Genomic DNA, 23,031 nt, shown 5'->3' on the forward strand with positions numbered 1-23,031 from the left:
GACTGAGCGTCAACCAGAAGTTCGCCGTCCGGAGCGTCCGATCACTCGCACCGGACACGCCGTGCCGTTCCCTCCGTGGTGCCCCAAGATCCTCCACCGCACCGGCATCATGATGTCCGCGGACACGAGGCCCGCGAGGAGGAAGCAATGCACCGCGTCGCGTACCGCTGCGACCGCGACGGTTTGGCCGACACGCTGAGGGAAGGCCTGCTAGGCGGGTACGACGGCATGGGAACGTGGACCCTGGTCCTGCGTAACATCGGTAACGGGGACGAGCAGCTGATGGTCGGGACGCACGAAGGGCTGCACCACGAGTTCCAGGCCAGCAGCCCGTTCGGCCTGGTCGCCGCCATGGGGGCGCTGCTGGCCCGCCGTGGCTACCGCGCCAGCACCCTCGACGAACTCTTCGAGAGCATGGTCGAGTACTCGACCGCGACCCACGAGACCTTCGCCACGACTCTGTCCGCATCGGTCACCGGTGTGGAACGCGCCCGGAAACTGTTGTCGGGCAACGTCGCCTACACCGCACACCTGACCCGCGGTCACGCACTCGCCGGGCCATCCGTCCTGCCCTGGCGGGTTCGCGAGACGGCGGCGGCGGCCACCCTACGCGTCTGCATGGCCCCCGCCGAGTTGCTCGAGCTCGTCGACAATGGCTTTGGGCGCATGCCGCACCGCCTGCCGAGCAGGACCGGCTGCCCGGACGACCGGCTGGCCGCCTTCGAACGAGCAGGCGGCCCCGGCGGGTTCGCTGACCTCTTCCGCGACCTCGCGGCAGAGTTTCCCGAGCGCGGAATCGGTGAGGGCGACCCGGACTGGCGTCACCTGCCGGACGATGACGAACTGGACGACCTGCGCGAGTTCGAAGAAGACGTCCTGCTACGCCGGTGCTACGACTACGCGGCTGGCGTTCTTGACGACCTCGGCCTGGCCACCGTGCCGTGGACCGAGCAGAAGCCCTGGACCGAGGCGCTGAAAGGCGCGGTGGCCGAGGTGGACGCCGAACTCGCCCAGCGACTGAGCATCGTCGCAGAACGACGGCCAATCAGCGACGACGGCCTTGAGTTTGACCGCCAGAACATCAGGCTGCGCGCACCCTGGCCCGCCGGCATCGTCAGCGCTGAGGCAACGCTCGCCTCGCTGCCCAGCTTCTACTCGTGGGATGTCGACGGAGACCCGCACGTGTGCGGAGTCTGGCTGAGCAGGAAGATCGCGACGAGGCAGTTCGCGTTCCTGGAGGGCATGCCGCCACCAGAACCGTTGACAGCACTGATGGTGCCGGTACGGACGCCGGAGGGCGAAGGAACCATCTTCGGGCTGCTACCGGACGGCTGCACACCCCAACACGCACAGGGCCTCCTGGAAGCCGTGCCGCTGCTGGCGATCACCACTCACTTCACGCTCACCGACGACCGAGTAGCCGCCTTGCTGCACGGCGCGGAGCCGGTGTTCGTGTTGATGGACCTTCCCGTTGCCTGGCACGTCGCCGACTGGATTCGGCAAGGCGCCGGAGTCGCGATGGGACTGCTCCCGCTCGAAGGGGCAGAGGACGGTGCGCTGTGGCTGCTCGCGTTCGCCGTCGACAGGGCGCCGAACTGCCGGTTCCTGCACATCGGCACCCGTGAAGCGGTCGCCCTGCTGTTCGAACAGCTCCGCCGGCGACATGGAGACCTGTTGACGATCGGCGACGACATGATCCGGCAGGACTGGGGAGCGTGGAACGTGGCGGTCAACCACGTGCTGGGCGCCTGGTCCGTACTCGGACAGGACGCCGCCGAGTGAACACCACAGACCTCAACGCACTGCTCTTCAGCCCGGCAGAGCACTCCGCCGCAGACGTCGGCCTCGTCACGATCGACGCCGCGCTGGTCACCGAACTGGCCAACGCGCTCCTCGTGAACCCCCGTGATCTCACCATCGCGATCCGGGTTCTGGTCCGGCAACACGCGGGTCCGGGTCCCGCGTTCGAGATCCGCACGGGCTCGTGGCACATCGACCTCAAGCCCGCCGCCGCGCGTGCGGTTCTCACCGGTGTCATCGCGACCTCCGCGATGTGGCTGATGGACGTCGGCTCTGTCCCGGTGGCAGTGCTGGCCGCGGTCGCGTCTCTGCTCTTCTCGGTGCGATCGGTCGAGCTCGACCCAAGTGAGCTGGTGCTGCACGCGCAGTTGCTCAAGTCCGGCGATCAACTGCGCGACGTGCGCGAACTGCACAGCGCCTTGCCACCGGACATGCGCGAGGACCTCACCGTCGCGCAACTCCACGACGTCATCGAACGCCTGCATCGTGCGGGCTTCGCCGCCTACACCGAAGGCGGCATCAGAATTACGCGTCCAGAACACAGCCGATCCGTGCGGCTCGTGTTCGGCGGCCCGTCGCTCGCGGCGGTGGAGGTTCAGGCGGACAAGTTGACACGACAGAACGACGAGGGCGAGAAAACGGTGACCGACGTGAGCCGGAAGATCTTCGTCGTGCACGGCCGCGACGAAGCGGTGCGGAGCCGGATGTTCGACCTGTTCCGCGCGGTGCGGCTGGAACCGCAGGAATGGGAGCCACTGGTCGCCGCCACCGGCAGCGCGCTTCCGTTCCTCAACGCAGTCGTCGCGAACGGACTGACGCCAGGCAATGCGCAGGCGGTGGTGGTGTTGCTGACCCCGGACGACATCGTCACCCTCCACCCGGACCTGCGCGGCCCCAAGGAGCCGCGTGACGAGACGGCCCAGGTCATGCAGGCGCGGCCTAACGTCCTGATCGAGCTCGGGATGGCACTCAGCGCCTTCCGGAACAAGACCGTGATCGTCGAACTAGGGCAGCTGCGCCGCATCGCCGACCTCGACGGGTTGAACGTCATCCGGTTCAACGGGTCCGCCGAGTCCATCAGCAAGCTCGTCGGCCGGCTCGGGCAGGCCGGGTGCCCGGTGGACACCAGCGGCACTGACTGGCTGTCGCCGCAGCGTTTCGCCGAGTTGGAAGCGTACGACCGCACGCCACCTGAGGACTGACGGATGTCACAGCCTCCGCAGGAACGCGGCAATCTGCGTTAACAACGAGGTGACGGTCCTCTTCGTAGATCTGATGCTGGCTGCGGATGCGCTGGCACGCGGCAGCAATGTCCAATGTGGAGTTAATCGCCGAGCTCACGACACCGAGCTCACGGCATAGCCTGACCCTACGGATCGTCGTACTGCTCATCGCACAGGTTCCAGAGCTGCTCGGATGTCCTGTTGCGCTGGCGTTCCGACGGCACTTCGCACCGCCAAAGTTCTTGGCGGTCAACAGTCAGAACCGTTGCTCACGGCGGCCCTCTCGACGGAACCGCTGGACACCGCAGACCTCGATGATCCCGCCGCGGTAGTCCAGGGTCGAGTCGAGCAACTACTGCTCGACAACTGCGCGTCCGCACTCGCCGCTTCCACTCGTGCCCCCACTGACCATTGGCGTTCCATCGTCGAGCAGCGCTCCCCCGCTGCGATCGAGGAGGACCTCTGGGAGCAGATGTGGCAGACGGCCGCTGCGGCGGGCTTGGGCACCGACACCGCGCCCTCCGACGCTGTTCGGCGGCTTGCCGCACGTTTCGGCACGGAGCCTGTTCCTGACCACCAACTCACGTCCGAGGCCCTGCGACCGCTCTCCGCGAGCAAGGCGACCAGGACGGCGGCGGTCCGCGGTGCAGTGGCCCGCGCACCTCACCAAGACCGCACGAGACACCAGAGTTGGCCGAACACCTACCTGCCCGCCCGAGCGATCATGAACGCGCAGCCCGCCTGCGCCAGAACGTCGCCGATTCACAACCAGGCTGGCTATGGGCGTGACCCGAGATCACGCCCCGTAGCAGGCGAAAGCCGCCCACAGCGTCGGTGGGACACCAGACTTGTGCGCGTGTCCGATCGCAGCAGCGAGCGCCTTCGTCGGGCTGGTTGTCAGGGCCTCCTGGTGGAAGCGGGTCATCATCCGAACCGTGCGACGGGTATCCGGTACAGGCCACAACGCCGCCACGACCGTACGAGCACCTCCCGCCAGCAAGACGGCTGGAAAGCCGAGTTGTTCTCCCGGGAGACCAGTGCCGATGCCTGCGAGATCGCAGGCCGACAGCACGACGAGGGAGCCGTGGCGCAGGTCCTCCTCCAGCATTGTCCCGACCGCGATGTGCTCGCCGAGCACGATCGACGAGCTGACAGGTTCGTCCGGACGGACGACACCGTGGCATGCGAGGTGCACCACGGCGCTGTCCCGGATGCGCGCGACCACGTCGGTTTCCGCAGATCCGGGTTGCCCCACGACGAACGGCCGCGCATCAAGAACGTCTGCGACCGCAGCGGCCTCGTGAGCCACGTAGCGCAGTTCGGCGGCCCCTGAGGACGGATCGGCGGCCACGAACGCCTCGCCACGTGCAGCGGACGACTCACCCGCCAGCACGAGGGAACGACCCGACGGCGCGATGGTGAGGTCGAGCAAGGTGCACGCCGGTCGCCCGTCGACGATCGCCGTGTAGAACGGCAGCATTCCGCACTCCCCCAAAGGAACGACCGCGACGGGCTGGGTGCGCAGCTGGGGCCACTTCTCGAGGATCGGCAGCCAGATGGTCTCGCCGACCCAGTTCAGCGACTCGGTGACGTGCTTGTCGAACGCGGAACCGTCCAGCGTGCCCGTGCGTCGCCCGGAAGTCGCGGTGAACAGCCCGACCGCCTGTTGTCCGATGTTGATCAGGCCTGCTCCCGGCAAGTCGATGCTCGTGGTCACCGGCCGGGCCGGGTCGTCCAGCGCAGCCGCGTCGACGAGGGTGGCGACGCCGGCGTCGATCCCGCCACTCACGTACAGAACCGAACGGCCGCACGTTCGGACCGCTTCCATGAGAACGTTGACACCCCATACTCGGACGAGGCCCAGACCGGCCTCCTCGCCGCCTTCGCGAAAGGCTTCACGCAAGCACCTGTCGAACCAGTCGGCGAGGTCGTCCACGTTGCCGGTGAACGCCGGCAGTTCGGTCAGTTCCACAACTGGCACGCCCGCCAGCCTCTGGCGCAGGGAAGTCGCTTCCTTCGGCAGTTCACCTCGTTCGCCCGAGACGGCGATCGACCGCGAGAGCATCCGTTCGCCGAGCCGCAGCGAGCACAGTGTCTCGGCGAGCACCGCCCCCACGGCGGGCACGTTCGCACGGTGGGCAGCGAAGTGATAGATCTCCGCCTGTCTGAAGAGGTCACGCGCCAACCCGCCCATCAGCCGCGGGTTGAAGCCGCTGTGCAGGTCCAGAGCGGCAACAGCGGCGGCGCTGACCCAGCCGAGCGCCATCGTCCGATGCCAGTTCCGGGCGCCGGCTTCTGAGGGCAGCGACAGCCTGATCGTCGCCGACGCGACGACCGCGGCGCGCGTGCTCGTCATCATCCTGGGCAGGCAGTCCGTGATCAGTTGCCACGCCTCGTGCTGCACCGTGTTCACACCGTCGCGCTCCGCCCGCTCCACCAGTACGCGGTACCTGGCATTGAGCGATCTGGTCCGCCACGCGTCCAGCCACCCCATCAAATCTCCTCACGGTCCACTGTGGATGATCGACACCCAGGTCACGCGGCCCACGCCCTCCACCACGCCACCCGCGCTCAGCGCGACACCAAGCCCCAGCTTCCCGACCACTGGGCCGGACACATCCACACAGGCCGCTGACGATCACGGCCACGCTCCGGTGTGGACGCCGGTCAACTCGTCCCCGAACAGTCCGAGACCCGCCCAGAACCACGGGTGAGGCCGTCGCTTTCGCTCCACCAGCACAGCATTCCGAAACGCCGACGCGACGTGCCCGAACCGCCGGTCAGCCAGATTGACGTAGAACCTGCTGATGATCCGGGAAGTGCTCCGATCCGGCACAGACCAACGGGCGGCGATGACCGACCGGGCTCCGCGGCGCAGCGCGGCCGTGACCCAGTCAAGGGGCACAGCGGCACCAGAGGGCTCAGCGGATCGGCAAGCTCCAAGGTTCACCACCGCGGGAAGGGACCACTCCAGCAGTTCGGGAAGTCCCAATCGCCCAGCTGGTGGTTCCAGCACCGGCACACCACAACGAATTGTTCCGTGTGTTGCCACTGTGAGCAGATCGCAGGGGTCGGCCGCTATCGCGCTTCTCAGCCGGACCGGGCCGGTGAACCCGACGCCGTCCGCCTTTCCACGGCTCACGAGATCGCGCAACACCTCGATCTCCGCGACGGCGCCGGACAGGCTTGGGTCGAACAGGCCGAACACCCGCAGCCGATCTCCCATCTCGTACTCGCGTGCTGGTCTCGTCGCCATCGACACCAAGCTCGGGACCACCGACACCACGGTGTCAGCGATGAGCTCGCGCCCTCCAGGTCTGAGAGCGTCCAGCGGAACGCAGCGCAACCGGGGAGACAACATCACGGTAAGCGCCCGCAGTTCCGATGAGGTGCCGAGCAACGGTTCCAGCAACACCTGCCCGACCCTCTGGAAGTCCTCCGTTCGAAGGTCCTTGATGCGTCCGGAAGCCATGTCGCGCAACAGACCGCGAGCGTGCTGATCAAGCTGTGCCAACGACGAGCGCCACCCGCCGCCGGTCGTGCAGGACACTCCGGCGATCACGGAGAAGTCCGGTTCCAGCTCGCGCAGCCACAGCACGTTGATTCCGGAAACGAGGGCGGACAGATCTGTCCAGGGTGCTTCGCCGGTTCGCCGTCCCGCACCGATGGCCGCTGCTCGGTAGAACAGCGAATCGAACAGCAGATCGCCACGGACGGCACCCCAACCCTCGGGCGGGCCACCGAACATGAACGGCCACGCGTCAGCCACCGCGACAGCTTCGAGGAGTTCGGCCGATCGCCGCGCCGGCGATCCGTCGGAGCCGCACGTTTCCTCGATCTCCGCGAGAACGTCGCGCTTGAGCATCGGTTCGCAAAGGTCGGGCCGGCCGGCGGCGATCATCGAACTCGCGACCTCGGCGGGATGCTTACCGCGCACACTGTCCGGACTCCCCTTCGACACAGGCTCCGCGGGCAGTTCGACATTCAGTCTGCCCGCCGCGCGCTTGGTCGCCGCAACCAGACGGGCGGCGCCGTGACTTGTCGCGATCGAGAGGATCTGGCGCAGATCAGCCCGCACCTCCGCGGGCGCGGACCGAGGTGCGCAGAGCAGGATGACGGCGAGTGCCTGCACAGCGAGACTGACCTTCCAGAACTCCTCGAAGCTCGCGTTCGTCCAACCACGAACCGGCAGCAGGGTCCCTTCCGGCGCCAACAGCCTGGCAAGGCGGAGCGCCCGGAAGGCGGTCCCCCTGTGTCTCGCACTTCTCCTGTCGGCTCCCCTCACCGTCGCGAGCGCCGATTCCACTGCGGCGACCCAGTACCAGTACTGATTCCGCCGCTCGGCCAGGCCCCGTTGCACCCCGTCGCGCAGCGTCTCCGCGAGCTCGTCCGCAGCGCGCAGGGCATCGTCCTCGACGTTGTCGTGCTCCACCAACCGCAGCACCACGTCAGCGACCAGCGCGGCCAGGTCTTCCGGACGGAAGATCTTCGGGTTCCTGGACACCGCTTCTAGGCTCCGACGTGCTGCAGCGCCGCCCAAGCCCGTGGCGCGCGTGGGTAACGGCGCCGGAGGTCGAGCGCACTCCGGTGCACCGCCAACGCGATGTCCGCCGCGGCCGGCGCCGGACCGATCTGGTCGTGAAACCGCACGGCTGCACGTCCGGACACCACGTCACCCATCGGCCAGAACGTGCCCACCACGGAACGGAAGCCGGCCAGGAAGAACGCAGACGTGAGATGGATGGCCTCGTTCGCGAGCTCGGTGGTCGTGCTGGAGGTCTCACAGGCCGACAGGTAGCAGAACGCGGAATCGCCCAGCTTCATCCTGAGCACATCGGTCACGTCGACCTGTCCATGAGGAAGGAGAAGCCTGCTGGCCGACGGATCCAGCGGATCGGACACCGCGTGCAACGCGATGTGCGCGCGTCCCGCCGATGCCAAAGCGGAAAGCACCTCGGCACCGGGCAGATCCGTCGCGTCCAGCGGGGACGTCCCCCACCTCGCCGCGACCTCCGCGGCTTCCTGCACCGAGCGCGGCAACGGGTCGTCCGCGTATCTCGCGGAGATCACCATCGGCAGGGAGGACGAGGTACCAGGCCGTCTGGCGTGTCTGATAGCGGAAGCCGTTGGCGCGTAAGACGAAACGACTCGATCCAGCGCCGACTCGCCGGTCCGCGCACTGGTCGCCGCGTGCAAGGGCAGCAACGACAGCACGCCCGTCGGCACCCACCACAGACGGTCGCCGACGTTCAACACTGGTGCCAGCCTTGTGAGCACCGGTCCAGCCACCGCGTGCCACAACCAGTCCAACGTACCCACAAGGTCGGCATCGGCGGGAACACCCGAACACACCGATCTCACCTGCTCGCGTACCTCGTGAAGGTTCAGTCGCGGCAACGGGATACACGCTACGCCGTCGCGCAGCAGGACCAGCGCGTCGCACCGATACGAGCTCACGTTGACCAGTACGACCGGGCCCTGCCGCGCGGTGCGGGTGAGCTCCGCGGTGCGCGGTGGCGCCAGGAAGCGACGCAGTCCCGGCTGCGCCCGGATCTCCTCCAGCACGTCGCGATAGCCGGCCAACGCGCGAGCGCGCTCCTCGACCTTTCCGCTCAGCGCAGTCGCCTCGACATGGTCAGACGCTCGTTCGAACGCGCCGGCCAGCTCTGCCGAAACCTGGCGCACTGCGCCGAGATCGGTGCGCAGGCTCAACGTCCGGTTCAGGAGCACACCTCGGCCCAGCTCCAGCAGGCCGGCCGCGCGGTCGTCCTGGTACCGCACCACGGCCATCGCGGCCGCGTCCTCAGCCAGGTCGCCGGTGCCGACCAACAGGCGCTGGACGTCGGAACGGGCGAGTCGCTCCGGCACGGCTTGGGCCTGCAGACGGACGGCATGGGCGAGTGCCGCGGCAGCCTCCGCCGGCCTGCGCGTCTCGGCGGCCAGGTAACCCTGGTTGCGCGCCGCGGTCTGCCTCACTTCAGGCTCAGCCGCCGTCGCCGCGGCCTCCCGGTATTCGGCCAGCGCCGCACGCCGGTCAGATCGCCTGCCGCGAGCGGTGAACCGGGTGTGCAGCGCGAGTCCGAGGTTGGCGCGGTACAGAGCGTGCGCCGGATCTCGTGGATCAGTGCCCTTCACCGCTTCCCTCAGCTGGTTCACGGCTTCACCGAGTTCACGTGGCTCGCGAGTGTGCTCGTGGTGGCCCAGCAAGGCGATGCCCAGCGCGGACCTGGCGCGCGGAAGCAGGATGTCACCGTCCTTCAACATCGCCACCGCCCTCCGCCCTTCAGTCACCGCCTCCGCGGCCATCACGGCGCTCGCGGCGCTCGTCGAGCCCAGCAGCACGACCAGATCGACCAGTCGTTCGGGCAGGTCAGGGTGATCGGCGGCACCTACAGCACGGCGAGCGAGGTCCACCGCCTCGAAGAAGTGGTCCGGTTCTCCCGTCAGCCGATGCTTCTCCTGCATCGCCGAGCTGAGTCCGGCCAGCGCACGGCCGCGACCAGCGCCCTCCTCGGCAACGGCCTGTCTCAACGTCCGCAGGGCCTGGTCGAGGTCGTCCTGTGCGGGTTGGCGGGCGAACCTGCTCATCAACGTCTCGCCGAGCCCTGTCATGATCTCCTGGCCGGGCCATTGCGCCTGGGCTTCGCGGTACTCCTCCACGGCCTCGTCGAGATGGCGGACCTCGTGTCCCAGGAGGTAACGCCAGCCCAGCATCGTCGCGAGGTTGGCGCGACGTCCCGCCAGCACGCGCTGCGGTTCCCCCGTCCCGGTGATCACCCCACGCAGTCTGGAGATCGCGGTGTCCAACCCGGTCGCCGAGGACGCGCGCATCGCCACTTCGCAGAGGAGCACCGCGTAACCGGCCGTGATCGGAGGCCATCCTGGATGACGAGCGGGCAGGTCAGCGAGGACGGTCTCCGCCACCAGCAGCGGGCGGTCAGGTACGGGCACGCCGAAATCGGCCAGCGTCTTCGTGTGCACCAACAGGTTCTGCACGATCGACAGATGGTCGTCGTACTCCTCCGCCCCCACCTCGACCGCTCGTAAGCCGAGCGCGACGGCTTCCTCGATGGCGCTTCTGTTGTGGCACACGCCGAACCACTCGTACTTCAGCGTCGCAAGCGTCCCCAGCGCCAACGCGAGAGCGGGATGACGAGGTTCCGCGGCGTCGACCGCACTCCGCCCGACTCGCTCCGCTTCCTCCCATGTCGCCTGGGAAGGTGTTTCGGACGCCCCGAACAGCAGGACCTTGCTCAACAACCGCAGAACGTCCGGATCGGACGCCGATGGTTCTGCCGCACGAACCAGGGCGACGGCTCTCGCGAGCGCCGCGCCGTCACCGTTCTGGTAGGCGGTGAGCTCACGGCCCGCCGCGTTGGCCTGCGTCCACTCGTCCGGCACCGTCATGCCATCCCGACCGGAAACCCGCTCATCACCTTCGACAACGCTACTTCTCCTGCCACACCTGACAATCACCACAGAGCCCAGTGCGAACTGCGGATCGTAGCTCCCTCGGACGGAACGTTCACCCGGCCGGGCGGAGGTCCCCACCACCGGCGTCGACATCTCCTAAGCTGACGCGATGACGAGCGCCCACAGCGGCATTTCCAGCGACCTCCGCTCCGACGTCCAGGACATCCTCGGTGACGCGGTCCAGTGGAAGCTGCCGAGGGATCAGTGGCCACTGGTCGAAGCTCTGGTCGAGCGGCTGCGGCTGGCGTTGCAGGCAGGAAACGCCGCCGAGGTCGAGAAACTGGTGACCGACCTCGAACTCGCGGCGCCGCTGCGGATCCAACCCATCGGTGGACCTCCCACGGAGCCCGCACCGGACCGGCTCAGGCACGTTGCGAAGGACATAGTGCACGACCTCGATGAGGGCTTGGAGGCTCCCGAAGCGGACGAGGACCATGGCGCCGGTCGTTGACGAGGAGTTCGTCGCTCATCTCTTCGTGTTCGAGAACGGTCCGTTGAAGCAGGAGTCCTACCAGGAGCTGCGCCGGCTGTGGACCGAGTGCCGCACCCAGCTCGGCACCACCTCGCCGATCGCCGGACTGGCGTGCCCCGACCAGTTGCCGGAGCGGTTGGAAGAGCTGCCGGGCGGCGTACTGCTCGCCGCTCAGGAACGTCCGGGCCACCGAGACCGGCAGTGTGTGCTGCGCCGGGCAGGTCACGTGCTGGTCGTCTCCGTGATGATGATCCAGCCGCGTCCGGAGCGCACGGGCAGGCTCGCACGGAGCGTTGGCAACACTCCGGTGCTCGGGTGGCGAGAGTTCGCGCAACTGTGGTCACGCGTCTCCCGCTACAACAACGAGGTGGTGCTCGGCGAGGTCGTACTGCTGTTGGGGCGCACGCAGTCCAAGCGCAGCAGGTGGGAAGGCGCCACCGAGAAGCTCGCCACGTCGCTGACGGCTCTGCTGCCACACGACGAGACCCGCCGGCGAGGCTGGGAACACGGCGGCACCACGTCACCGGGCGGCTTCGCGGTGTGGGACACCCACCAGGGCCAGCTCACCGGCACGCGGGAGCTGCTCGTCGTCGCCCGACCGGACGCGGACCGAGAGCTGGGTACGTGGGTCTGGTCTGACAACGGGTCGGCGGACCTGCCGTCGTTCGCGGAGTATCTGCTGCACGCCTCGCTGTTGCGTTACCAGTCGCAAGTGCTGGAGACCTGGCGAGGGCGGTCTGACCGGCCGGGCCCGATCAGCGCCACGAACGAGGTCTCCGCGGTGCTCACCAGGTTGTTCAGCGCTGGCAGCGAAAACGAACTTCGCGTGTCGCAGGAGCACCTCCGTCAGCTCCAGCGAGGCGAGCTCGTGCTCGACGAGCTCGTGGACCGGCTCAGGCAGGTGACCACCACGAGCCGCGACAGCCTCGAGCAGATGGAGAAGGCGTGGGGCAGGAACGACGGTTCGTGCCCGATCATCGCCAACGACGCCGAGCTGGCACGCTCACTCGTCCGGGACTCGTCCGCCGAACACGACGCACAACGCGCCCGGCTCGACCGGACCAGGCGGCACCGCGAGCTCGTCGCCGACGAGCTCACCCGAAGCGGAGCCGTGCCGAGCACGCGCTCGATCACACCGCGGTCCCGGTCTACCACGCAGCCCGAGGACAAGTCGCGGAACGTGTTCGTGGTGCACGGGCGCGACACCGAGATGAAGGAGATTGTCTACTCGATCCTGCAGGCCTTCGACCTTCGCCCGTTCGACTGGGAAGACCTCGTCGCGGCCACCGGCAGCACCTCCCCGTCGATCATGGACGTCGTGCGGCTCGCGCCGACGATCGCGCAGGCCATCGTGGTGCTGATGACGCCGGACGACGCCGTTCAGCTTCATCCCGCGCTGGCGGGCAGCCGCGACCCCGAGTCCGAGACGGCGCTCAACCTCCAGGCCAGGCCCAACGTCATCCTGGAGATGGGCATGTCGCTCATGGTCGCTCCCGAGCGGACGATCGTGCTCGAAGCAGGAGCGCTGCGGCCGATCGGCGACATGGGCGGCGTCAACGTCATCAGGTTCGACGGACGCCCCTACACGATCCTGAAGCTGGCACGCCGACTCGAGGTGGCCGGCTGCCCGGTGAACGACCGCGCCATCGACCTCTACCGCACCGGTCGGTTCAGCGACCTCAGCGCGTTCAGCAGAACACCACCTTCTCCTGATCCGTGAGGCACGAGCGGCTCAGGGCCCGGTGTGCAGGAACGCGGCCCACATGATCGGAGGCTTCTTCCTCAGCGCCCTGGCGGTTCGGTGCACCGCTTGTGCCGTCCCGTCCACACCTTCGGCTTTGATCACCCCGTACACGGCACCGCTGAAGGCGCACGCGGCAGCGTCCCCGATGGGCCACAACGTCGCCACCACGTGCCGGTAACCCGCCGCCTGGAACGCTGCCGCCAGATCGATCGCCTCCTCCGTTAGCGCGATGCCACCGCGCCCGGATGCGCACGCGGACAGATACGCCAACTCGGCATGTTCGAGGTCGAGCTGAGCGATGTCACGCAGCGTCAACGGGTTCTCCTCGTGGTCCGCGAGCACAAGACAGGCCGCCGTCGGCATCCGGACGCTCTGGTCCACGTGGCACACGAGATGAATGCGCTCGTGCGTCGCGAGCGCCTCCATCACCTCCGCACGTGCGGAGTTGATCAGCACTGTTGGCGGCGATGAGGCCTGGGCGACAACCCGGTCCACCTCGCGCCGTGCGGCGGGAAGCGGGTCGAACTCCGGCGGCTCGGACACCGCGATCACCGCCAGCCGCGACTCGCCGGATGCCACCGGCCGGCTCCTGGCGCGTATCAACGCCCGGACCGAAGGGGTGTTGGACGACACCACCCTGTCCATCACCGCCTCACCGTCCGTACCGTGCCGACCTGCGTGCGCCAGCGGCAAGAAGACCAGCGGCCCGGTCGGCGACCACCAGATCCGGGGCCACGGCTTCCCCTCCTGGTGCGGACCGAGGCCCAGCCGGTCGAGCACGGGTTGGGCGATCGCATCCCACAACCACGCCAGCACGTCGGGGACGAGCTCTCCCCTGCCGTCCTGAACGGTCGTGATCAGCGTCCGGAACCACTCCTGTGCAACCGCCGCACCGGCTTCGGACAGCTCGACCACCTCGACGCCCTCCCCCGTGAGCACCAGGGCATCCGTGCGCAACGCCGCCACGTTGACCACGACCACCGGCCCATCGGCGGCGGCAGCGCGCAGCTCGGCGAAGTCCGGCCCAGCGAAGACCCCTCCGAACCCCGGAAGTTCCCGCAACTCGGCCTCGACGCGCTCCCACTCCTCAGCCGCCGCGTGTACGGCGTCGCGACTGGCGGGATCGGCGGAGGCGAACACCGCGCGGCACGCGTCGATCCTCGCGGCCAGGTCGGGGCGAACCCGCCTCAGCTCGGACAGGTCGTCCCTGTCCTCCAGCAGTTGCCGGAGGAGGATTCCGCGACCGTGTTCGAGCACGAGCAGCGCGGCGACAGGATCGCCGGCCTGGATCGCGTACGCACAGGCCTCTCGAGCCAAACCGACACACCCGGCGAGCAGGCGTTCCTGGTCCAGCCGCGTCAGGTGCCGGGAAGCCAGCTGCGGCAGCAGCGACACCGCGTCCGCGAGCATCGCCGCCGCCCGCTGCCACTCCCCGGCCCGCCCAGCCTCGTACGCGGCGTGTCGCGCGGCTCGGAGCCTGCGAGGGAGGACGTCCGGTGTGCGCGCAGACGCCTCGAGAAGCTGCATCGCCTTCTCGGCATCACCGAGCCGCAACTCCACCGTTCCCCGGATCCGCAACACCGTCGCCCTAGCCACGTGGCGCTCGGGAACCGCGGCGAGCAGCTCGGTGCTGATCTGGTCCGCGGCTGCCAGCAGCGGTGAGGCGTTCGTGGTGGAGTACAGCTCAAGGAGCGCGCTCACGTGCGTGAGCTGGAACATGAGTCGATCGCTGCCGGTCCGAGGTGCGGCCGCCACGGCGGCCGCCGACACCTCGACCGCTTCTTCCATCCCTGCGACATCCTGCTGTTCTCGGAAGGACGCGCGCAACGCGCAAGCCAGCTGATCGAGCATCGTCGGCATCTCGGGATGATCTGCTGGCACCATGCGCACCGCGATCCGCAACAGTTTCTCCGCGAGAGCCAGGTGTTCGCGATCCTTCTCGACCTCGTAGAGCGAGGTGAAAGCACCGGCAAGGCCGCGGATGCGCCGCGCCAGAACGAGACCTTCGCCCTCGGTCATCCGGACGGCTTCCTGGAAAGCAGCCATCCCTTCCCTCAGAACCAGGACGTCCTGGCTGTGCGCGAACCTCTGAAACAAGATCACCGCGAGGTTTTCCGCGCTCGACGCGACATCCTCGGAGCTACCACCATGCTGTCGGGCCTCGCGAGCGGCATCCAGTCCGAGGCGGAGCCAGCGCTGATCCCCGGTGGTCGCGTACCTCGCCGGCGCCATCCCTGCCAGGTTGCGCAAGGCGACCACCCGCTCCGCGAAGTTACTGCGAAGATCGTCGACGGCCCGCACGAGCAGATCGACGCCCTCAGCGAACCGATCGTCCCCCTGGGACTCCCAACGCCTGCACAATGCCGTTCCCAGGCGGAGGCGCACCTTGCCCAAGTCCTCGACTTCGCCCGCACCCACCAGATCGAGGCACTCGCGCAGGCAGCCGATCGCGGCGTCCAGCTCCGCCACGTCGTGAGGCGGCTGCTCGTACCGCTGAAACCGCATCATCGCCCACCACAGCCGGACGGCCAGCCGGTTCGGATGGGCGAGCAAAGGGCACCTCAGCCGTGTCGCAGTGTCAGGGCTCAACGGTACGGGCGCCTATGACCGTGAAACAGCAAGATCAACCCAGCGAGTGACCCGTCACGCCGCCGGCCACGCGGTGACCACCCACGGCCCGAAGACGAACCGAGGCCGGCTCGCCGCCCAACGCCGCTGCACCTCGGTCAGCGCGCGGGCCGGGGCGACCCCCTGGGCCAGCAGCGCGTGGTACTCCGACATGAACGCGGGAGCAGCTCCGTCGGCGACCGGCCACAACGGCGCCGTCACGGCACCGGCTCCCGCGAGCAAGAACGCGGTGGCGGCGCTCAGCGCCTCGTCCGGCAGCGTCGCACCGGTACGGGCGGCGTCGCACGCGCTCAGCACCACGTGCGCGCGGGCGTCCTCGGACCTGACCAGGTCTTCGCCGACCCGGATGGGCGGGTCGAGGCGCAGTACCGTCCGCATCGGTTGATCGACATCGACGTCGCAATGGCACGCGAGGTGCGCGATGTCGGCCATGAGCAGGTCGGCGGGGCCCGCGCCGGTCGTGGTCTCTCCGCCGTCGATCCACACCTCGGCGCTCGGATGACGTCGTGCGACTCGGAGTGCTTCCCGAACCACCCCTGGGATCAGCCGGTCGGGCGGTCCGCTGTCTGCCCAGACCACCACACGTGCCGGACCTTCGGCGCGAACAGCCGATTTCCGGGTGATCGTCGCGCGGATCAGGAGCAGCGGCTCCAGATGTGAGAGCAGGGCCACTTCTCCTGGCCGCCCCGCGGTCGTGATGGGCAACCACGCCAAGCTCCCCAACGGAAGCACCGCCAGGCGTTCGACGTGCCCGAGCAGCGGCGTAATCCGGCTGAGCAGCACGCCGACGGTCCACGCCGACAACACGTCGGCCGCATCACGGCGATGCCCGACAGGGTCGTCGCCGACGGCCGAGGTCTCGTCGACGACTTTCCGGAACTCGTCGAGTCGCGCCGCCACCCCCGACTCCGTCAGCTCGGGCAGCTCGGTGTGCCGGGTGCTGCCATCCGGGCCGACGAGCACCGCGACGCCTTCCCCGTTCGTCACCCCGAGCAGGAGGACATGGCGCCCCATCAGGCTCGCGGATTCGACGATGCCCTGGAACGTCGCGGTCTCCTGAAGCGCGCCGACCGCCTCGGCGATGAGGGTGGCCGACGCCTGTTCGAGGTGGACGGCCGCGGCGGCCGCGTCTCCCGCCCGGACCGCGCACAACGCCGCCAGAGCGCCCAGCCCCTGGACACCGGAACGGGCGCGTTCCTTGTCCGGCCGCGACGGCCGCAGCACGGCGAGCTCACCGGCCGCCTCCAACGCCAGCCTGAACGCGTGCTCTCCTTCAGACCACAGCTGCGCCCGCCGGGCGATGTCACCAAGGCGTCGCCCCGCCTCGACGGTCAAGTGCGGGTATTCGGCGGCCACGGCATCGTCCAACAGGTCAGCCGCCCGTTGCAGGAGCACCAGGTCCTCGTGCCCGGACGTGAGGCCGACGTCGAACCGGTCGGCAAGCCTGCACCCCAGGTTGAACTTCACGATCGCGGGCACCAAACCCAACCGTTCCAGGTCGGTGGCAGACGATGCGGCGATGACCTCTGAGGCCTCCTGGAAGTACTCGATCGCCCGGTCGAGATCTTGTAGTTCACCAGTCCGCCGCCAGAGCTCGGTGGCGACGAGGCCCCAACTGTTGAGGTAGTTCGCGCGGTCACTCGACTCGCCCGCGAACCTGACCGCGGCCGCAGCGTGCTCGTCGGCAGCCACCCAGTCGTCCTGACCACCCCGGTGGTGGGCACGCGCAGCCAGCAAGTGGCCCGCAGTGTGGTGCCGCGCCGCCAGTCCTGCGGACTCCTCGTTTGTCGCGGCAATGGCCCGCTCAATGAGCTCGATGCCGCGATCGAGATCAGCGTCGACTCCGTCAAGCTCATACCTCGACAGCAGCGACGTCGCCTGGTTCGTGGCGATCACCACGAAGTCACCCACGGGCGGGCCCGATTCGAGCGCCTCGTCCACAAGCTCGATCGACTCCTTCAGATCGCGACTGTCTCCCACTAGGTCGAACCGTTCCGACAAAAGAAGTCCGAGATGATTGATGTACTCGGCCACCGCGTTGTCCCGCCCCATGACCTCGAGCACCGCACGGGCATCGTCGATGGCGCCGTCCAGGGTGGCGGAGCGGCCGCCGCGACGAACGGTTTCCGCACGTGCCGCCGCACGCACCGACAACGCGTTGGCAACCTGGTTCCGGACGCCGGACTCCTCGGCCGCCAGCACCGCCGCTTCGCTCTCCGCCAGCGCTTCCGGCAGCACGGACGGGTCACTCCCCGAGCCGTGCCGTGCGAGCAGCACCAACGCCAGCAGCCGGTGCAGGCTGCTTCGGTCGTGTGCCGGTGCGTCAGACAATGCCGCGCGGGCTCGTCGCTCCGCCGAGTCGAGGTGGCTCCCGCTCGACGTCGCTTCGGCGAACTTCATGAGCAGCTGGGCCACCTCGATGCCGCCCCCCTCCGGGCACGCTGCCGTCACGGCCAGCACTCCGCGGTTGAGCAGCTCCAGGTCGGCATCCTGTTGCCATGCCTCCACGTGCCCCGATGCGAGCACCGCGACCGCGACCTCGCGCAACGAATGATCAGGTCCGGCGATCGCGAGCTCATCCGCGAGCGCGTGCAAGGCAGGCGGACGCGTCTCGCTCTCGCCGGGACGCCTGGCCAGGAGAATGTGGCACACGGCCAGGTTGACAGCCGCGACCAACCGGTCGGAGCCTTCCGCGGCGCCGAGAACCAACTCGGCGAGTACGACAGCTTCCCGCAGGTCGGAGATCTCTCCCCGGTCCTCGTAGCGCGCCATGAGGTCGGCCCCGAGATTGGTGAGCAGTGCGGCGCCGAGCGTTGTGCGCAGTTCCTCCGGCAGTCCGGCGGCACCCAGCCGGCGTGCCTCGATCGCGCGGTCCCGATCCCCTACCGCCACGAACTCCTCGGCAAGCTCGTCGACCGCGCGAGCCCAGTGCTCACTACCGGGCTCCGCGGCCACCACCGCGGCCGAGGCGACTGCAAGAGCCGCCGGGATCTCCTCGCTGGCCACGTGTCACAACCTGCGCAAGTACGCGGCGACCTGAGGCATGTTGATCTCACCGGCGTCCTTCGGGTGGACGACGACCGTGAACTCCCTGCAGAACACCGCTTCCCTGGACCTGGTCACGTAGGACATGAGGATCATCTTGAGGAGGTTTTCCCGGTCGAGCGGGTTGATTCTCGCGAGCTCCGAACCGACCACCGGCATCGCCAGCGGTTCGAGTTTGCCGTGTTCGGCCACCGCGTCCCACAGCTTCCGCAGGCTGGCCCACAGAAGATCCACTGTGGACCGTGCCACCAGGTCGTTGCCCATCTCGCTGTATGCCGGGCAGAACACCCTCCTGCCGTGCGAACGCAGCACCACGACCGTGCCGACCGGGTATCTCGCGAGCTTGCCGAACCGCTTGGCGGAGGCTGATTCCACCGCGGTGGGCGTGTGGGTGCTCAAGGCCTGGTCCAGTTCCCGGTCGAGCTCCTCCCTGGAACCTCCGTAGAACTTGTGCAGCAACTGGCCCTGCACCGCACTCGCGCTGATCACGAGGTCGTCGGTCGTGTCGGTGTCGAACGTGCTGGTGAACCCGACGACCAGCTGCCCAGGCTGATCGAACAGATCGCCGGTCACCACTCGGACCGTTGTACCGGGGTGCTTGAAGACCCGGCTCACCTCGCTTGGCAGCCTCGCTCGCGCGCGTCCGGCCGCCGAGCCGGGCAGCGCGGGAACCGACGGCCGCAGAACGCGGACGAGATGGCTCATGTCACTGCCGATGGAATAGTGCCTGAGCCGCACGCTCTGGCACCGGGCCAATGCGGCGATGCCTTGCGGAAGATCCTTGGACGGTGGCAGTTCCGCATCCTCCACCAGGACCGGGATCACCCGAAGGCCCACCTCGAACGCGCAGTGGATCTCGCGGTACACCCAGTCCTGCTCCGGATCGCCCAGCAGCTCGCTCCACTGTGGACCCATGATGGCAAGCAGGACCGCGCATTGGCGCAACGTGCCGAACACCGACGCGACGTAGTCCTCGCCCGCCTGGATCGAACGCGAGGCGAGGAACACTTGATCGGCCCCGAACCGGGTAGACAGTTCACGATGCACCAAGGTCGCGTAGCCGGGTTGCTCGCGGACCCGGTAGCTGACAAACACACCGCTCATTCGCTCACCCCGGAGGTCGATTCTGCCATCCCGGCTTGGTGTTTTGCGGTAGGCCGTCGGGGCGATCTCGCGCCGGGGTGTTCATGCCGACGTTGGCGTCCCGCTCCTCTGGACCTCGTCGTCCTTGGCGGGCGCCTCCACTCGCACCCGCTGCACCGCAACCACAGTCTCGTCATCGACGAGCAGTTTCTGCGCAAGAGCCTGTTGGAAACCTCTTGCTCACTAACCGGCTTCTACCGCGACGCTCCCGATCTTCGGCCACCAGCACGAGGACCGGATGTCTAGCGGCCGGCGTGGATGTGGGCGGCCCAATGGTCAGGAAGCATGGGTTTCGCGTTTCGGAGTGCGCGGATGGTGCAGTGGAGGGCATGTGCTGCGAGCCGTGTGTCGGGTGGCTTGGTGCCTTTGCCGGTGAGGCGGCTGTAGAAGTTCCTGGTGATGGCGGTCGCGGTGTGGTCGTTGATGGTCCAGATGGTGCCAATGACGGAGGTGTATCCAGCGAGTTGAAAGGCCGCGGTGAGGTGGGTGGCTTCGTCGGCGTGGGCGGGGTTGGTGTTGGTGGTGCTGCATGCGGAGAGGTAGGCGAGCCGGGCGTCGGTGAGTCGGAGTGCGGTGATGTGGTTGAGGGTGAGTGGGTGGGTGTGGTGGTCGTGGAGGATGAGTCGGCTCTGGGCGGGGTTGGCCCAGTCAGCGAGGCCGTGGCAGGCGAAGTGGGCGATGTTGTGGTTGGACAGTCCGTTGAGGACGGTGTCGCGGGTAGCGGCTTGTCCGAGTGCGGGGAGTGTGGTGGCTGTGGGGATCAGTACGCGAAGGTTGGCCACTTCCCTTTTCACTCCGGGGAGATCTGGCTGGGTTGGGATGTCCGGGTGGGGATCGGCGTCGGGAACGGCGATGATCACCGTGCTGGGGACGCCGGTTGCGTCTGTGCCGGGGGCGGTGTGGAGGAGAGCTCGAGCGGTAGGGGTGTAGGAGGAGATGACGCGATCGAAGACGGTGTCGTTGCTGTGCGCGACGGTGTCCGTGGTGGTGAGGTGATGACCTGCGGCGTGAAGTGGGAGAAAGGTAGCGAGGCCGACGGGGCACCACCAGATGCGGGGCCAGGGTTCGTTGTCGGCTGGGGTGACTGTGTGGCCGAGGTGGGTGAGGACAGGTTCGGCGATGGTGTCCCAGATCCAGCCGAGGGTTTGGTGGATTCGCCGGCGGGCGATGACGCGGTCGCGGGCGCTGCGGCGGGGGTTGTTGGCGGTGTGCTGAGCTTCGCGGAGGAGGTCGATGTGGTCTGCAGTGTTGGTGGGAGTGAGGTCGAAGAGGGGTAGGGCGCGTACGGACTGGTGTGGGTTGTTCGTGACGATGAGGGCATGACTGGCGTGGCGGTGGGTGACGAGGTAGACGATGGGTCCTTCGTCGGCCGCTTTCCTGAGGTGTTGAAGGGAGGGCGGGAGGAGGAAGTCCGCGAGGTCGGGGATCGCGCGGATGCGATCCAGGAGCTGTTCCCAGGCTGCCAACAGGTAGCCGCGCTGTTTGGGAGATGACGGTGTTGGGAGCGGTGCGGTGGCGTGGTCGAGGGTGTCGAGCGCGTCGCGCAGCGCCGTGAACTCGGCGGCGAGGTCGGGGGCGTGGTGGTGCAGGACGGTGAGGTCGCCGCGGGTGTCAAGGGTGTCGGTGATGAGCAGGCCACGGGCTTGCTCCAGTAGTTCGACCGCTGTGTCGGGGCGCCCGGCAGCGATAGCGGCGGTGGCGACCGTGCTGGCGAGTCCAGCCAGGCTGGTGACGCGGTGTTGGCGGTCCACGCGCTGCAACCGCCGCGGTGCCAGCAATCCCAGCAACTCAACGCCACGTTCGGCCATCACCAGCGCATGCTTGCCATCCCCCGCTATTAGGTCCATGTCCGCCGCCCGGCGTGCAGCTGCCACCCGCACATCGACCGGGCCTGACCGCCCCGCCCACGCCTGCGCATAGCGCCGACGGCACTCTGCCAACACCTCTGTCCCCCCGAAACGCTCGAATCGGGTCCGCAGAGCGTTGCCCAGGTTGAACAGCATCCCGCTGAGTTTTGGGTGGTCCGCGGAGGTAGCGTCCACCGCCCGGCGCAGAGCATCGATCGCCTCGTCCAGGCTGGCCGCGTCCCCGGTCTGCTTGAACCGAGTCTGCAGGGTCGAGCCGAGGTTGGACAGCATCGCACCGATGTCGGCGTCGTCAGCGTGGATGGCGTCGACCGCTCGGCGCAAAGCAACGATCGCCTCGTCCAGGCTGGCCGCGTCGCCGGACCGCTCGAACCGGGCCTGCAGGGCCCCACCGAGGTTGGACAGCATCGCACCGATGTCGGCGTCGTCAGCGTGGATGGCGTCGACCGCTCGGCGCAAAGCAACGATCGCCTCGTCCAGGCTGGCCGCGTCGCCGGACCGCTCGAACCGGGCCTGCAGGGCCCCACCGAGGTTGGACAGCATCGCACCGATGTCGGCGTCGCCGACGGGGATGACGTCCACCGCTCGGCGCAAAGCAACGATCGCCTCGTCCAGGCTGGCCGCGTCGCCGGACCGCTCGAACCGGGCCTGCAGGGCCCCACCGAGGTTGGACAGCATCGCACCGATGTCGGCGTCGCCGACGGGGATGACGTCCACCGCTCGGCGCAAAGCAACGATCGCCTCGTCCAGGCTGGCCGCGTCCCCGGTCCGCTTGAACCGGATACGTAACGCGTTGCCGAGGTTGTTCAGGCGTCCGCTGAACTCGGGGTGGCCGGCGGGGGTGACGTCCACCGCTCTACGGCCAACCTTGATCACTTCATCCAAGTTGGCCGTATCACCGGTCCGCTCGAACCGGGCCTGCAGGGCACCGCCGAGGTTGGACAGATGCATACCGAGGTCGGGGTCGTCCGCGAGAGTGGTGGTCACGATGACGCGGAAGAAGATGACGGCCTCTTCCAACTCGGGGAGGTGCCCTGTCCGCTCGAAACGACGGAAAAGGTCGATCGCCTTGTCGGTGGGGTCGACGAAGGTTTCGTGGTACCGGACGATCTTGGGAGGGAACCGTTCGGGGTCACTGATCATGAGCGGCCCCCACACAGCAAACACTCGATCCAATTCGACCTGTCTCTCGTCCACAGGCAGCACCTGGTAGCGGTGGAGGTGCCACCAGCCCAGCAGGTAGCGGGCGTCCAAGTCGTGCTCCATGGTGGGTGACGCGGTCCGGGTCACCGCAGCAGCCAACTCGTCCAACGGTTCGGAGAACACCTCAGCGGACTCAGGTCGGCTGCCGAGCTTGTTCAGCGCCGTGGCCAGGGCTTCCAGTGCCCGTGTGCGGTCACCCGGACCTTCTGCATGTACCACCAGCGCGACTCCCTTTGATCCACAACTTGTCGATCTGCGCCCAGACATAGAGTGGTGTCGCAGGAAAAGGTGGCACAGTTACGGTCCGGCACCATCCGACGATCTCTCGACGGTCCGGCCTGTACTTGAGACTGCCGCAGTTCGTACTCGTTGATCAGTCCACCGTTGCGTCCTAAGTGGACCCATTGATCCGGAACAGTCGCCGAGGAACTTGTC

Annotated in this window: 12 protein-coding genes; 5 read left to right on the top strand and 7 right to left on the bottom strand. The window is 68.0% G+C overall.

Going from position 1 to position 23,031, the window contains the following annotated elements; genetic code table 11:
• Positions 1–147: 147 nt before the first annotated feature.
• Positions 148–1,782 carry a hypothetical protein gene (locus LFM09_RS33775; RefSeq protein WP_414100646.1) on the top strand — a complete coding sequence of 545 codons (1,635 nt, stop codon included), beginning with the start codon at positions 148–150 and terminating at the stop codon, positions 1,780–1,782.
• The gene (locus LFM09_RS33780; RefSeq protein ID WP_414100647.1) at positions 1,779–3,002 is read left to right on the top strand and encodes a TIR domain-containing protein; all 1,224 of its coding nucleotides are present in this window, start codon (positions 1,779–1,781) and stop codon (positions 3,000–3,002) included. Before LFM09_RS33775 ends, LFM09_RS33780 begins: the two co-directional genes overlap by 4 nt.
• An 817-nt stretch (positions 3,003–3,819) precedes the next feature.
• Here LFM09_RS33780 and LFM09_RS33785 read toward each other — a convergent pair.
• From LFM09_RS33785 to LFM09_RS33795, 3 genes are all read right to left on the bottom strand, one after another.
• On the bottom strand, positions 3,820–5,517 hold the full coding sequence (locus LFM09_RS33785) for a CHAT domain-containing protein (RefSeq protein ID WP_414100648.1): 1,698 nt from the start codon (positions 5,515–5,517) through the stop codon (positions 3,820–3,822).
• 144 nt (positions 5,518–5,661) lie between these two features.
• Positions 5,662–7,563 carry a CHAT domain-containing protein gene (locus LFM09_RS33790; RefSeq protein WP_414100649.1) on the bottom strand — a complete coding sequence of 634 codons (1,902 nt, stop codon included), beginning with the start codon at positions 7,561–7,563 and terminating at the stop codon, positions 5,662–5,664.
• Positions 7,533–10,430 carry a CHAT domain-containing protein gene (locus tag LFM09_RS33795; RefSeq protein WP_414100650.1) on the bottom strand — a complete coding sequence of 966 codons (2,898 nt, stop codon included), beginning with the start codon at positions 10,428–10,430 and terminating at the stop codon, positions 7,533–7,535. The genes LFM09_RS33790 and LFM09_RS33795 overlap by 31 nt, the downstream gene beginning before the upstream one ends.
• Positions 10,431–10,605: 175 nt before the next feature.
• Here LFM09_RS33795 and LFM09_RS33800 point away from each other — a divergent pair, with 175 nt between their 5' ends.
• Together LFM09_RS33800 and LFM09_RS33805 are read left to right on the top strand one after the other, a co-directional pair.
• The gene (locus tag LFM09_RS33800; protein ID WP_414100651.1) at positions 10,606–10,947 is read left to right on the top strand and encodes a CATRA system-associated protein; all 342 of its coding nucleotides are present in this window, start codon (positions 10,606–10,608) and stop codon (positions 10,945–10,947) included.
• Positions 10,931–12,688 carry a CATRA conflict system CASPASE/TPR repeat-associated protein gene (locus tag LFM09_RS33805; protein ID WP_414100652.1) on the top strand — a complete coding sequence of 586 codons (1,758 nt, stop codon included), beginning with the start codon at positions 10,931–10,933 and terminating at the stop codon, positions 12,686–12,688. Before LFM09_RS33800 ends, LFM09_RS33805 begins: the two co-directional genes overlap by 17 nt.
• 12 nt (positions 12,689–12,700) lie before the next feature.
• Here the strand turns inward: LFM09_RS33805 and LFM09_RS33810 are convergent, their stop codons facing one another.
• On the bottom strand, positions 12,701–14,413 hold the full coding sequence (locus LFM09_RS33810; protein WP_414100653.1) for a CHAT domain-containing protein: 1,713 nt from the start codon (positions 14,411–14,413) through the stop codon (positions 12,701–12,703).
• On the opposite strand from LFM09_RS33810, the gene LFM09_RS33815 reads away from it, so the two are divergent.
• The gene (locus LFM09_RS33815) at positions 14,414–15,319 is read left to right on the top strand and encodes a hypothetical protein (RefSeq protein WP_414100654.1); all 906 of its coding nucleotides are present in this window, start codon (positions 14,414–14,416) and stop codon (positions 15,317–15,319) included.
• A gap of 36 nt (positions 15,320–15,355) precedes the next feature.
• Here LFM09_RS33815 and LFM09_RS33820 read toward each other — a convergent pair whose 3' ends face one another.
• The 3 genes from LFM09_RS33820 to LFM09_RS33830 all read right to left on the bottom strand — a co-directional run bounded on the left by LFM09_RS33820 (position 15,356) and on the right by LFM09_RS33830 (position 22,647).
• Positions 15,356–18,346, bottom strand: coding sequence for a CHAT domain-containing protein (locus LFM09_RS33820; RefSeq protein WP_414100655.1), 2,991 nt, complete (start codon positions 18,344–18,346; stop codon positions 15,356–15,358).
• Positions 18,347–18,349: 3 nt separating this feature from the next.
• Entirely contained in the window at positions 18,350–19,489 is a 1,140-nt protein-coding gene (locus LFM09_RS33825; RefSeq protein WP_414100656.1) for a macro domain-containing protein, read from the bottom strand.
• Positions 19,490–19,770: 281 nt separating this feature from the next.
• Positions 19,771–22,647, bottom strand: a complete 2,877-nt coding sequence (locus LFM09_RS33830; protein WP_414100657.1) for a CHAT domain-containing protein — start codon at positions 22,645–22,647, stop codon at positions 19,771–19,773.
• Positions 22,648–23,031 lie beyond the last annotated feature (384 nt).

It is taken from the genome of Lentzea alba (assembly GCF_047445655.1).
In the GTDB taxonomy this organism is placed as follows: Bacteria; Actinomycetota; Actinomycetes; order Mycobacteriales; family Pseudonocardiaceae; genus Lentzea; species Lentzea alba_A.